Below are 12,996 nucleotides of genomic sequence, written 5' to 3' on the forward strand. Positions count from 1 at the left end.
GAAAAGTGTGTAAGTGAGTTCGGGCTGGTGTTTTAGAATCTACATCTTTCCGGGTATAAAGTTACAAACTGGTTCATAATCAGGCCCCAATTTCGCTGCGGCTGGGTCCATTTCTTGGTGATCTCCCTCAGGGCCAAGAACACGGCCTTCCTGACCGAGCCGTCATCCGGGAAAGCTCCCTTGCCCTTGGTGTACTTGCGGATCTTGCCGTTGAGGTTCTCGATAAGGTTGGTGGTGTAGATGATGCGGCGGATCTCCAGGGGAAAGTCAAAGAAGACGGTGAGCTCCTCCCAGTTGGCCCGCCAGCTTTTGACAGCATAAGGGTACTTGGAGCCCCACGCCTGCTCAAAGCGCTCCAGCTCCACAGCCGCAACCTCCCTGGTGGGGGCGTTGTAGATCGCCTTCATGTCAGCGGCAAATGCCTTCTTGTCCCTCCACACCACATACCGGCATGAGTTTCTTATCTGGTGCACCACGCAAACCTGGGTGGCCGCCTCCGGGAAAACGCTCCTGATGCCCTGTGTGAAGCCCGAGAGGTTGTCGGTGCAGGTGATGAGGATGTCCTCCACGCCCCTGGCCCGGATGTCGGTGAGCACGCCCACCCAGAAGGCGGCGCTCTCGCTCTCCGAGAGCCACATACCCAGCAGCTCCTTCCTGCCCTCGCTGTTGAGGCCCACGGCCAGGTAGACGGTCTTGCTGATGACCTTGCCGCTGTGGCGCACCTTGAAGGCGATGCCGTCCATCCACACGATGCAGTAGAGCCGCTCCAGGGGCCTTTGCTGCCACTCGGCGATGTCCTCGCTCACGCGGTGGGTGATGGTGGAGACGGTGGACTCGGAGAGGTTGAAGCCGTAGATCTCCCGCAGCTGCTCCTCGATGTCACGTGTGCTCATGCCCTTGGCGTAAAGGGAGATGACCAGCTCCTCGATGCCCTCGGCCAGGCCGCGCCGCTTGGGCACCAGCACCGGCTCAAAGGTGCCGGCTCTGTCGCGGGGCACCTCTATCTCCACCTCTCCGTACTTGCTCTTGAGCTTCTTACTGGTCTTTCCGTTGCGGGAGTTGCCGCTGTTGCGGCCTTCGGGGGAGTGCTTCCCGTAGCCCAGGTGATGGTCCAGCTCTCCCTCCAGCATCTTTTCGGTGCCGCGCACATAGAGCTCCTCCATGAAAGAGGAGAAGTCTTTGGAGTCCTTGAACTGCTTCAAAAACTCCGAGTTGAGGATGTCGTCTTTGCTTATCATCGCTGTGTGAATGGTTATGGAAGTTAATAAAAAAGGTCCGAACTTGCGCCCAAACCTCCATTTACACAGTTAATTAGATACTGCCAACCATTCCGGCTATTACTGATTTAAATAGGTTGTGCCTTAAAGCCAGCCTTCTCTACAGTGGCGATGACCTCACTGGCAGAGAGAGAGTCTGTTTTCACGGTAAGCACTTTGTCTTTGTTGGCTGTATCCACAGTCCATTCGCAAACACCTTCGGCGGCGTTAAGTACTGGGGTTACTTTAGAAACACAGCCGCCGCAGTTTATATTGGTTTTAAACTTTAAGTCTTTCATGTTTTTATGCTTTTATAAGTTATACTTAGTTTGGATCTTACAAAGATAGGTCAGGTCAATACCTTTCTTGTTACACAATATTTCTTATTTATTATATAATTATTCACCACAGTTACAGTTTCTGCGCCTTCAGCCTTAAACTGTTCGTAACTACAGACACAGAGCTCAGAGCCATGGCCGCACCTGCAATCATGGGATCCAGCAGGAAGCCATACAGCGGGTAAAGCACACCTGCAGCAATGGGAATACCTATCAGGTTATAGATGAAGGCCCAGAACAGGTTTTGCTTAATGGCCCGCACCGTTTGCTTCGATAGCTTCAGTGCCTTAGGAACCTGCTGCAGATCGGAGGAAATGAGGGTCATTTTGGCGACATCAATGGCTATGTCAGAGCCCTTGCCCATGGCTACACTTACATCAGCCTGTGCCAGTGCGTGCGAATCGTTGATGCCATCCCCCACCATGGCTACTACCTTGCCTTGAGTTTGCAAATCTTTTACAAAAGCGGCTTTATCCGAAGGCAAAACCTCAGCTTTATAATTCCTTATGCCTACCTGTGCTGCCACACTGGCAGCGGTTTGTTGATTATCGCCAGTGAGCATGTACACCTCAATATCCTGCTCTTGCAATGTTCGGATGGCTGCCGCCGAACTTTGCTTGATTTGGTCTGCAATGGCTACTAAAGCTACAGCACTACTGTTCTCTGTAAAGAAGATAACAGTTTTTGCCTCATCTCTTAAAGAGCTGGCTAGCTGTGTCAGCTTCGCATCAACATGTACGCCTTCCTCTTCTAGTAATCTATGATTACCTGCTAAATACCGGTTTCCGTGCAAGGAAGCTTTCACCCCGCGCCCGGTTACACTATCAAACGTGTCCAGCTCAAGTGACCTTACCTCCTGGTCTTTCAGGTAGCGGACCACTGCTTCAGCCAACGGGTGCTCTGACTGCAGTTCCAATGACAGCAGTATGGTTTGCAGGGTTTGTTTTCGGGCTTCCGCTCCACCAGCCCAAATTATATCCGTTAATACAGGTTTGCCCTCCGTTATGGTGCCCGTCTTATCAAGAATAACAGCATTCACTTTATGGGCCTGCTCCAGACTTTCGGCGTCTTTAATCAAGATGCCGTTCTCAGCACCTTTGCCCACACCCACCATGATAGCGGTTGGGGTTGCCAGGCCAAGGGCACATGGGCAGGCAATCACAAGTACGGTGACCAGGGCCAGCAGCCCTTGCGTCAGTGCATTGTCACCGCCAAGCATCAACCAAGTCGTAAAGCTTACTAGCGCGATCAGCAGCACGACTGGCACGAAAATACCCGCGATCTTGTCCACGAGTTTCTGTACCGGTGCCTTGGATCCCTGCGCTTCCTGCACCATTTTGATGATTTGGGCCAACATGGTCTCACTGCCTACCTTCTCGGCCACAAATCGGAAGCTGCCCTTCTGGTTGATGGTGCCTGCATACACTTTGTCTCCTTTCTGCTTGGCCACCGGTACGGGTTCCCCCGAAATCATCGACTCGTCTACATAGGAAGTGCCTTGCGCCACCTCTCCGTCCACAGGTATCTTTTCGCCGGCACGCACCAGCAGCAGGTCGCCTTTCTGCACCTGTGAAATTGGCACCTCCCGCTCGTGCTCCCCCTCTACCAGCCAAACGGTTTTTGGCTGCAGGCCGATCAGCTTCTTAATGGCCGTGGAGGTATTCGACTTGGCCCTTTCCTCCAGCAGCTTACCCAGCATGATGAACACGATCACGACGGCCGCGGCCTCGAAGTACACGTGGGGGTGCAGCCCGCGTGTGTGCCAAAACTCCGGAAAGAAGGTGTTAAACACACTGAAGCCAAAGGCAATGCCTGTACTCAATGATACCAGCGTATCCATATTTGCCTTTCCGTTTCTGGCTTGCTTAAAGGCATTGATAAAGAAGCTTCGGCCAAAGTAAAACAGCACCGGGGCGCTCAGCACCATCATGATCCAGTTCCCGTAAGGCATATCCATAAAAAACATCCCGATGATAAACACCGGCAGGGTAAGAATGGCTGCTGCGATAGTCCTCTTCTTCAGCGTCTGGTAACGGTTATGCTGCTCTTCTTCCTGCTTCTCCTGGGCGTTTTCCTCATCAACGATCAAGTCAAAACCTATCTCCTGCACATTTCGCTGTATCTCGGCAAGGGTGATTTTATCAGGGTTATAAGACACCTGCAGTGTCTGGGAGGCAAAGTTCACCGCTGCCTGCGACACTCCAGGCTGGGCTCCTACCATGGATTCCACGCTGAGGGCGCAGGAGGCGCAGCTCATACCTGTAACCGGTAAAGACACTCTCTGCTCCTGTGCAGTAGGCTGACCTACAGCCTTATCAGGGGTAAGTACTTTATTCTCCATTTTACCACTCATTTAGTCGTTCTTGATAACACAAAGGTACATCCTGACCCAGCGCTTGCTATTACAAAATTCTAGCAAAGAGTTACAGATTTCCTCTGATAGCATGCTGTAGACAGTAGGAGCTGTTGAAATACAACAGACCGGTTTTGGCTAACTGTCACCCACAGCCACAGTGCCTATTTTATTTACGGGAGCATACGTAACTTAAGGCTGAACAAAAGGGAGCTGAAAGTCGTTTGTTAGACCCTTAAAGTGGGGCGTAAAGCTACTCTCTGTGCTTTATAGCCTATGAAGCTGTTTAGAGTTTTAGAACTTCCAAAGAATTAGGATGGTAAAAGTGTTTGCGAAAACATTTGCTTACCAGGCACTAATTCAATGGAAGTCTTAAGTGAAGATAGCATAAATAAGTGGATCGTGCCACAACTGAGCATTGGCAAACGCGGTCCTCAGGTCCATGTTCCAGTCAGCAAGCTAGTAGGCGCCATCCTCTATAAGCTTAAAACGGGCTGCCAGTGGCGCTTGTTGCCTGTCAAAGAGTTACTGGGCGAAGGTGGTCTTGGCTGGCAGGGAGTGTATTACCATTTTCACCGATGGGCAGCAGACGGCAGCCTCAGGCGGGTGTGGGTGAACTTGCTGCGGCAAAAACGCCGGTTACTTAACTTGTGCTCGGTACAGTTGGATGGTAGTCAGACCCTGTGCAAGAACGGCGGGGAGTGCATCGGCTTTCAGGGCCGGAAAGCAGGCAGGACCTGCAACAGCCTGTTTCTCTCGGACGACACGGGTACATTGCTGGCCTGTTCGGGGCCGGTGGCCGGCAATCACCACGACCTGTTTGAGATCAAGCGGGTTTTTGGGGAGCTGGCAGATTTGCTCCAGGAAGCAGGTCTGGAAGTGGAAGGCTTATTTTTGAATGCAGATGCTGGTTTTAACTCAGAAGAGTTTAGAAGGCTTTGCTCCTCGCTCAGGATAGAGGCCAACATTGCATTTAACTTCAGGAATGGGACACATGAAGCAGAATACGTGTACTTTGATGAGCAGCTCTACAAGAGAAGAAACGTAGTAGAGCAGGCCCAGGCCTGGCTCGATAGCTTTAAGGCACTGCTGATCAGGTTTGAAACAAAAGCCAGCAATTGGATTGCACTCCATTTCCTGGCTTTCACAGTACTTTTTATCAGGAAAATAAAGAAATTAGAAAAACCCTAAACAGGTTCTATATAGCTGCATGACCTAGTCAAGAGAGTCCAATAAATATGTAAAAAAAATAGCTAATTATATAACATACCCAGTTGCCCCTGTTGTACCTTTGTGGTAAGGTACCATTATGAAAACTCTTCACCGGATCATATTGCTAACGTTAGCCCTGCTGGTGCTTGTCTCCTCGACAGGTGTTACAGTAGGTATGCATCTATGTGCCGGGGAGATACGTGATTTAAGTTTCTACGGGCAGGCTGAAGATTGCCCGATGGAGCAGATGAAAGAAACGCTGCCTCCTTGCCACATTCCTCAAGATACCAAAGAAAAAAGCTGCTGTGAAGACCACCAGTTTGTGGTAGAGCGCCTGGATATAGCCTCTGACACAAAGGCGCTTGCGCTCAATAAAACACTGGATCTTAAATTCATCGCCGCTGTGAAAGTGGTGATCCTGCAGCTTTTTGCACTTCAGGATGAGTTAAAACCTGCTTACGCACTTTATACTTCCCCTCCCATTGCCCGGGACATACCTGTTCTGGTGCAGTCCTTCCTTATATAACCTTACAGGCTTGTAAGTACCTTTACAATAGGCGCAGTTGTGACCTTGTGACACTGCGTTGGTAGCAACGCTACCCTGTTCTTTGGTACTGTCCCCCTTTTCAGCCGTTTCAAGCGGCTGCTAGTCATTTCCTATTAAGGTTATTTTAATTCCATGATCGAAAAGTTAATTTCCTTTTCGCTCCGCAACCGCATAATGGTGTTGCTCATTGCAGCATCGCTGTTTGGCTGGGGCCTTTATTCTGTACAGACAAACAAAGTGGATGCCATTCCCGATTTGTCTGAAAACCAGGTGATTGTCTTTACTGAGTGGATGGGCCGAAGCCCTCAGCTGGTGGAAGACCAGATTACCTATCCGCTTGTTACGAATTTGCAGGGCCTGCCCGAGGTAAAATATGTGCGGGGAACCTCCATGTTCGGCATGAGTTTTATCTATGTCATCTTTGAGGATGAGACAGACGTGTACTGGGCCCGCACACGGGTATTGGAACGCCTGAATTCTGTGGGTAATATGCTGCCTCAAGACGCCACGCCCACCCTGGGGCCAGATGGCACCGGTGTAGGGCATATCCTGTGGTATACGTTGGAGGCCCCTGGCATGGATCTGGGTGAGCAGCGTGCCGTGCAGGACTGGTATGTGAAATTCGCGCTGCAAAACGTGGCAGGGGTCAGTGAGGTGGCTTCTTTCGGCGGTTTCCAAAAGCAGTACCAGCTCACCCTTGACCCTAACAAGTTAAGCTATTACAACCTCTCCGTTCCACAGGTGATACAAGCCGTGCGGGCTAATAACAACGAAGCAGGTGGCCGCAAGTTTGAACTATCCGACATCGGCTATATCATCAAAACAACCGGTTACCTTGAATCTGCCCAAGAGATAGAGAACATTCCTATTGCTACCAGCAACACCATCCCGGTACGGGTGCGGGATGTGGCATCGGTGCAGATGACAGGTGAAAGCCGCCTGGGCATCTTTGACCTGAACGGGCAAGGCGAGGCTGTTGGTGGTATCATCGTGATGCGCTACGGTGAGAATGCAGAGGAGGTGATCGAAAACGTGAAGGTGAAGATGGAAGAAGTAGCCAAAGGCCTGCCGGAAGGCATGAAGTTCAACATCGTCTACGACCGCAGCGGGCTTATCAATGAAAGCATAGACTCTGTTCGGAATACCCTGATCGAGGAAATGATTGTGGCCTCGCTCGTGGTGCTCCTGTTCCTCTTCCACTGGCGCAGCGCCCTGGTGATTATGATCCAGTTGCCCCTCTCCGTTGCCATTGGCTTTATCCTGCTTAATGCCTTTGGTATTTCTTCTAACATCATGTCCCTGACAGGTATTGCCCTGTCCATCGGTGTGATTGTGGATGACGCCATCGTGATGGTGGAAAACGCCTACCGGCACCTGGCCGATGCGACGAAAGGTAAACCGTGGGAGGATTAATAATCTGCATTCAAAAATAGAATGAACATGAAGTTATCAAAAGAAGATAGAATTCGAATCATAGAGAAGTCCAGCAGGCAGGTTGGGCCCAGCGTGTTCTGGAGCACGGTAATCATTATTGCGTCCTTTTTGCCCGTGTTCCTGCTCACCGGGCAGGAAGGAAAGCTGTTCGGACCACTGGCCTGGACAAAAACCTTTATATTGATTGTGGACGCCGTGGTGGCCATCACGCTTACGCCCGTCCTAATCTCATTTTTCCTGAAAGGAAAGTTTAAGGAGGAGAGTGCGAACCCTATTAACCGAGGGCTGGAGAAGGTGTATGGCCCTATATTGAAGTGGTGCCTGAAGTGGCGTAAAACAACACTAGGTGTTAATATCCTGGCGCTTGCTGTCTCTATTCCGATGTTGTTTAGCCTGGGCACAGAGTTCATGCCGCCGTTGGATGAGGGATCCATCCTTTTCATGCCCGTCACGCTGCCGGATATTTCCAACGCAGAGGCCAAACGCATCCTGCAGGTACAGGACAAGATCATCAAGTCCGTGCCCGAAGTGGAAAGTGTGTTGGGTAAGGCCGGACGAGCCAGCACCGCTACTGATAACTCCCCTATCAGTATGATTGAGACCATTATCATGCTAAAGCCGGAGTCGGAATGGCGCGAAGGTATCACCAAGCAGGATATCATCCAGGAGCTGGATGCCAAGCTGCAGATACCGGGCGTGGTGAACGGCTGGACCCAGCCCATTATTAACCGGATCAACATGCTGGCCACCGGTATCCGCACCGATGTGGGCGTGAAAGTATACGGCCAGAACCTGGACTCCATCGCGGCAGTATCTGAAAAGGTGAGGACAGCGCTAAATGGGATCCCGGGTGTAAACGACCTGTACGTGGAGCCGATTACGGGGGGTAAGTACCTGGAGATTGACATTAACCGCGAAGCCCTAGGCCGCTATGGGCTGACGGTGGACGATGTGAACATGATAGTGGAGTCCGCCTTAGGTGGCACGCCTATCGGCAACACCATTGAGGGGCGCGAGCGTTTCTCCATTAACGTGCGGCTGGCACAGGAGTACCGTAACAGTGTAGAGCGGATCGAGCGGATCCCGATCCAGACTTCGTCGGCTGGTACTGTGCCTTTGTCCTCTGTGGCAACTGTCCGGTTTACAGACGGGCCGCCCATGATCAACTCTGAGAATGCACAGCTGCGCGGGGCGGTGTTGTTTAACGTGCGCGACCGTGACCTGGGCAGCACCGTACAGGAAGCCATCGAAAAAATCAATACCGAGGTAACGGGCATACCGGACGGCTACTATCTGGAGTGGAGCGGCCAATGGGAGAACCAGGTGCGCGCTAACAACACACTCAAAATCATCATTCCACTGGTGCTGGTGATCATCCTGCTCATTCTCTATTTCTCCTTTAAGTCCATGAAGGAGGCCCTCATCAACCTGGGTACCATTCCGTTTGCCCTGATCGGAGGAGTGTATATCGTGTACTTCTACGGCGTGAACCTGTCGGTGGCCGTGGCCGTGGGATTTATCGCCCTGTTTGGCTTGGCGATGGAGACAAGCATGCTGATGATCGTGTACCTGAACGAGGCGATGCAACAGCTGGTGGCTATCAAAGGCAACTCTTCAGACACTATCACCAAGCAGGATATCCGTGACTATGTGTTCATGGGGGCCGCCAAGCGTCTTCGTCCGAAGATTATGACGGTGTCGGTATCCTTGTTCGGCCTTGTTCCAGTGCTCTGGGCCACGGGTGTAGGTTCTGATATCATGCTTCCAATTGTGCTCCCACTGATCGGGGGGGTATTAACCTCTTCCATCCACATCCTGCTGGTAACGCCGGTGGTGTTTGAGATGACAAAAGAATATGAATTAAGAAAACACGGCAAGTTAGAGATATACGATGTTAAGCATTAAGAAAATAAGTTGGTTGTTTGTGTTTGTAATGTTGTTGGCCAGCACTCCGGTGCTGGCCCAACAGCAGCCAACCATGAACCTGGATAGTGTGCTGCAGCGCATTAGCAACAATAATCCGATGTTGCAGATGTACGAAAGCAGGTCCAAAGCCATGGATGCCTATGCAGAAGGGGCAAAAAGTTGGATGGCTCCTATGGTGGGAGGCGGTGTGTTCATGGCTCCGTATCCTGGTGCTGAAGTAATGGAAGACCGTGATAAAGGCTCTCTTATGGTTTCGGCCGAACAGGATATTCCAAACCCGATAAAGCTGCGTGCCAAGGAGAAGTACATGAAGTCCAAAGCAGGCATTGAGCAGGCAGCCCGAGATGTGACCTATAATGAGCTGCGTGCGCAGGCCAAGACAGCGTACTACAATTGGGTGGTGCTGGAAAAACAAATGGATGTGCTACAGGAAAATGAGCGTATCATGGAATACATGCTCAAGCTGGCCCGCATACGCTACCCCTATAGCCAAGGTAAACTAGGGGGTGTCTACAAAGCAGAAGCCAGGCTGCATGAAGTGCAGAACATGCAGGTGATGACGGCTTCGCAGATTGAGCAACAGAACGTGCAGCTCAATATTCTGATGAACCTGCCCAAGGACCAGAAGTACAAGATCGACACCACGGTGTTTGTACCTGAGCCTGCCTTACTTGCCGTTGATACCACCTACCTGACCGGTGCCCGCAGCGACGTACGTCAGCTCGACAGAACGATTGAATCCATGCAGCTAAATGTGCAAATGGAAAAGCTGGAGCGCCTGCCGGACTTTAAACTGCGCTTTGACCATATGTACCCGCGCGACGCGATGATGCCGCAACAGTTCACAGCGATGGGCATGATCTCGATTCCGATAGCGCCATGGTCGTCGAAAATGTACAAGGCCAACACCAAAGCCATGAACCTGGAGATACAGAGCATGCAGCGCGAGCGCGAAGCTATTCTGAATGAGGCGCAGGGTATGGCCCGTAACATGGCACTAGAGCTGAACACCATGCGACAGCAGGCGGAAAACTACGAGAAAAGGATCATCCCGGCTTTCAAGAAGAACTATGATGTGACCATGCTGGCCTACGAGCAGAATAATGAAGAACTCCCTTTGGTTATTGACGCGTGGGAATCGCTGAACATGGCGCAGATGGAATACCTCAAGATCCTGCAGTCGCTCTTCCAGATGGCAGTGAATTATGAAAAAGAGATAGAGAGATAAGTTGTGAATGAGCGAATCAAAACTCTTACGCACACATTCACTCAATCACGCAATCAAAATTAAACATGAAACGATACCTGAACATACTTTTCCTGGCGCTGGCTGTACTAGTGGCGGCCTGCAAGGGGGAAGACCATAAGCATGCCGAGGGCGATACGGAATATACCTGCCCAATGCACCCGCAGATCGTGCAGAACAAGCCGGGCACCTGCCCTATTTGTGGCATGGACCTGGTGCCTAAAGCGGCGCACGGCGATGGCGTTGAGATCACCGAAGACTTGGCTTTCCTGCTGAAACCGACCAACAGCACTGTGATAGCCAGCATTGCCACTACCAAACCGGAGCAAAAAACGGCAGAGGCAAGCATAAAAATGGATGGCATTATCACCTACGATCCACGCAGGGTGTACTCGGTGCCGGCGCGGGTGGGCGGGCGCATTGAGAAGCTGTTCGTAAAGTATAACTTCCAGCCGATCCTCAAAGGCCAGAAGTTGATGGAAGTATACAGCCCAGAGCTGATCACGGCACAGAAGGAACTTCTATACCTGGTGCAGTCAGCTCCGGAGGACAAGCAGCTGATACAGGCTGCCAGGCAAAAGCTGCAGTACCTGGGTGCTACCAGTGAACAAATCAACCGCCTTATAAGCCGCGGCGAAGAAAGCTATACTTTTGCCCTCTACAGTCCTTACGACGGTTACGTGATCGACCTGAACGCAACCGCTCCGGCAGCCACGGCAAGTATGGCCGCAGCGCCTGCAGCCAGCGCCGGCGGCGGCATGGACGCGATGGGCGGAGGCAGTGCAGCCACAGCCGTTGCACCAGCCACAGCCGCCGCAGCTCCAGCCGGACAAGCCACACAATTACGTGAGGGCATGTATGTAACAGTTGGGCAACCGCTGGTGCGCGTAGTAAACGCAGAGCAGCTTTGGGCGGAGTTTAATGTACCTGCCGGCGAGATGAGCTCACTGGCAAAGGGCTCTCCTGTCTTGATCACTTTCCCGCAGCTTCCCGGCGAAAAACTGGAGGCGAAAGTAGATTTCTTCCAGCCGTTTTTTGATGAAGGAGAGAATTTTGCGAAGGTGCGAGTTTATCTGCCACGAGACAACAGACAGGTGATGGTAGGCCAGCTGGTAAGCGCCGAAGCTACCTATAAAACGGAAGCAGCGCTGTGGGTGCCCAAAGCAGCCGTACTGGACATCGGTACAAGAACAGTTGCCTTCCGGAAAGTGAATGGTGTGTTTGAGCCAGTTGCCGTTACCACAGGTGCTGCTGCAGGTAATGAGATTCAAATCTCTTCCGGACTGAAACAAACAGATGTAATCGCCACTAACGCGCAGTTCCTGGTAGACAGCGAAAGCTTCATCAAAGTCAATAATTAAAATTGTGAATGAGCGAATGTGTGCATTTAAAACATACTCCCACATTCACTCAATCACTCATTCAAAATTAGACCATGAGACGATATTTGAACATACTATTTCTGCTGACGGCTATACTTGTAGCGGCCTGCTCCGTGGAAGAAAAATCACATGCAGAAGGTGAAAAGGCAACCTATACCTGCCCTATGCACCCGCAGATCGTGCAGGATAAGCCCGGCACCTGCCCTATCTGCTTTATGGACCTGGTACCGGTGTCGCAGTCGGGTAAGGAGAACGGTGAACTTATGCTGAGCGAGAGCCAGATCGCGCTGGGCAACATCAAAACCAAACGCGTTAAGTCGGGCTCGGTGGGCAGCAACGCTATACTTACCGGTAAGCTCGTGCTCGACGAAACCCAGACCGATGTTATCAGCAGCCGTGCCGCCGGGCGAATAGAAAAACTATACCTGAAAGAAAGCGGGCAAACTATAAAGAAAGGCCAGCCGCTGTACGAACTGTATTCCGAAGAACTCCTGACGCTGCAGCGCGAGTACCTGCTGGCCCTGGCGCAAAACCGGGAGCTAGGCCAGGAGAATCCCCGCTTTTCTTCGTTTCTGGAGGCTGCCAAAAAGAAGCTTATACTTTACGGTTTAACAGAAGGCCAGATCCGCAACCTTGCCAGAACAAGCGAGGTTAATCCTCGGATCACGTTTGTTGCCCCTGCCGGTGGTGTGATAACCGAAGTCGCCGCAGCCGAAGGTCAGTATGTGGCAGAAGGCGGCGTGCTGTACCGCTTAGGAAAACTGGGTAAGATCTGGGTAGAAGCTGAACTGTATCCGCAGGAAGTCGGCAGTATAGAGGAAGGCGATCCAATCAAGATTTCGGTAGAAGGTTTTGGCCAGGAGCCGGTAACGGCAAAGGTTACCTTCATCAGCCCGGAATTCAGAGCCGGTAGCCAGGTCGCTATACTTCGTGCCGAACTGCCAAACCCGAACGATCAGTACCTGCCCGGCATGCAGGCCAACATTATACTTCCTTCAGATACAGGTTCATCGCTTACCCTGCCAACTGACGCCGTAATCCGCGACGAGAAAGGCTCGCATGTTTGGGTACAATCAGGAAAAGATACCTTTAAAGCCCAGATGGTTACGCTTGGCGAAGAAAGCGCTGACAATGTAGCTATACTTTCGGGCCTGAAGGAAAACGACAAGGTGGTGGTATCTGGTGCCTATTTACTTTATAGTGAGTTTGTGTTGAAGAAGGGGGCTGACCCGATGGCCGGCCATCAGCACTAAGTATACGATGAAAGAATGCTGTAGAACAGGCGACGAACAGCCGCCCAAA

The 12,996-nt window shown here is 51.5% G+C and carries 8 protein-coding genes and 1 pseudogene; 6 read left to right on the forward strand and 3 right to left on the reverse strand.

The genetic code is table 11. The features are described from left to right. Window positions 1-32 precede the first annotated feature (32 nt). The 3 genes from CA264_RS21465 to CA264_RS21475 all read right to left on the reverse strand — a co-directional run bounded on the left by CA264_RS21465 (window position 33) and on the right by CA264_RS21475 (window position 3,935). The gene (locus CA264_RS21465) at window positions 33-1,238 is read right to left on the reverse strand and encodes an IS256 family transposase (RefSeq protein ID WP_025603863.1); all 1,206 of its coding nucleotides are present in this window, start codon (window positions 1,236-1,238) and stop codon (window positions 33-35) included. 107 nt (window positions 1,239-1,345) lie between these two features. Beyond that, a complete protein-coding gene (locus tag CA264_RS21470; RefSeq protein WP_025603864.1) occupies window positions 1,346-1,555 on the reverse strand; it encodes a heavy-metal-associated domain-containing protein in 210 nt (69 codons plus the stop codon). Between the two features lie 112 nt (window positions 1,556-1,667). Then, window positions 1,668-3,935: a heavy metal translocating P-type ATPase gene (locus CA264_RS21475; RefSeq protein WP_025603865.1), complete on the reverse strand. Its 2,268-nt coding sequence runs from the start codon at window positions 3,933-3,935 to the stop codon at window positions 1,668-1,670. A 375-nt stretch (window positions 3,936-4,310) separates the two neighbouring features. On the opposite strand from CA264_RS21475, the gene CA264_RS21480 reads away from it, so the two are divergent. The 6 genes and pseudogenes from CA264_RS21480 (at window position 4,311) to CA264_RS21510 (ending at window position 12,947) form a co-directional block, all read left to right on the forward strand. Continuing rightward, window positions 4,311-5,138 carry a transposase gene (locus tag CA264_RS21480; protein ID WP_025603866.1) on the forward strand — a complete coding sequence of 276 codons (828 nt, stop codon included), beginning with the start codon at window positions 4,311-4,313 and terminating at the stop codon, window positions 5,136-5,138. A gap of 118 nt (window positions 5,139-5,256) precedes the next feature. Beyond that, a complete protein-coding gene (locus tag CA264_RS21485) occupies window positions 5,257-5,685 on the forward strand; it encodes an HYC_CC_PP family protein (protein ID WP_133242696.1) in 429 nt (142 codons plus the stop codon). 153 nt (window positions 5,686-5,838) lie between these two features. Next, window positions 5,839-9,045, forward strand: a pseudogene (locus CA264_RS22290) (efflux RND transporter permease subunit). Beyond that, window positions 9,032-10,294, forward strand: coding sequence for a TolC family protein (locus tag CA264_RS21500; RefSeq protein WP_025603869.1), 1,263 nt, complete (start codon window positions 9,032-9,034; stop codon window positions 10,292-10,294). The pseudogene CA264_RS22290 and the gene CA264_RS21500 overlap by 14 nt, the downstream one beginning before the upstream one ends. A gap of 65 nt (window positions 10,295-10,359) precedes the next feature. After that, on the forward strand, window positions 10,360-11,673 hold the full coding sequence (locus CA264_RS21505; protein ID WP_025603870.1) for a heavy metal-binding domain-containing protein: 1,314 nt from the start codon (window positions 10,360-10,362) through the stop codon (window positions 11,671-11,673). Window positions 11,674-11,747: 74 nt separating this feature from the next. Next, a complete protein-coding gene (locus tag CA264_RS21510) occupies window positions 11,748-12,947 on the forward strand; it encodes an efflux RND transporter periplasmic adaptor subunit (protein WP_036774769.1) in 1,200 nt (399 codons plus the stop codon). Window positions 12,948-12,996 lie beyond the last annotated feature (49 nt).

This window comes from Pontibacter actiniarum (assembly GCF_003585765.1).
In the GTDB taxonomy this organism is placed as follows: Bacteria; Bacteroidota; Bacteroidia; order Cytophagales; family Hymenobacteraceae; genus Pontibacter; species Pontibacter actiniarum.

What these genes read in the sequence shown, in the direction of transcription:
- CA264_RS21470 (WP_025603864.1), bottom strand. Translation starts at nt 1,555, where the DNA reads ATGAAAGACTTAAAGTTTAAAACCAATATAAACTGCGGCGGCTGTGTT.
- CA264_RS21465 (WP_025603863.1), bottom strand. Translation starts at nt 1,238, where the DNA reads ATGATAAGCAAAGACGACATCCTCAACTCGGAGTTTTTGAAGCAGTTC.
- CA264_RS21480 (WP_025603866.1), top strand. Translation starts at nt 4,311, where the DNA reads ATGGAAGTCTTAAGTGAAGATAGCATAAATAAGTGGATCGTGCCACAA.
- CA264_RS21485 (WP_133242696.1), top strand. Translation starts at nt 5,257, where the DNA reads ATGAAAACTCTTCACCGGATCATATTGCTAACGTTAGCCCTGCTGGTG.
- CA264_RS21505 (WP_025603870.1), top strand. Translation starts at nt 10,360, where the DNA reads ATGAAACGATACCTGAACATACTTTTCCTGGCGCTGGCTGTACTAGTG.
- CA264_RS21475 (WP_025603865.1), bottom strand. Translation starts at nt 3,935, where the DNA reads ATGGAGAATAAAGTACTTACCCCTGATAAGGCTGTAGGTCAGCCTACT.
- CA264_RS21510 (WP_036774769.1), top strand. Translation starts at nt 11,748, where the DNA reads ATGAGACGATATTTGAACATACTATTTCTGCTGACGGCTATACTTGTA.
- CA264_RS21500 (WP_025603869.1), top strand. Translation starts at nt 9,032, where the DNA reads ATGTTAAGCATTAAGAAAATAAGTTGGTTGTTTGTGTTTGTAATGTTG.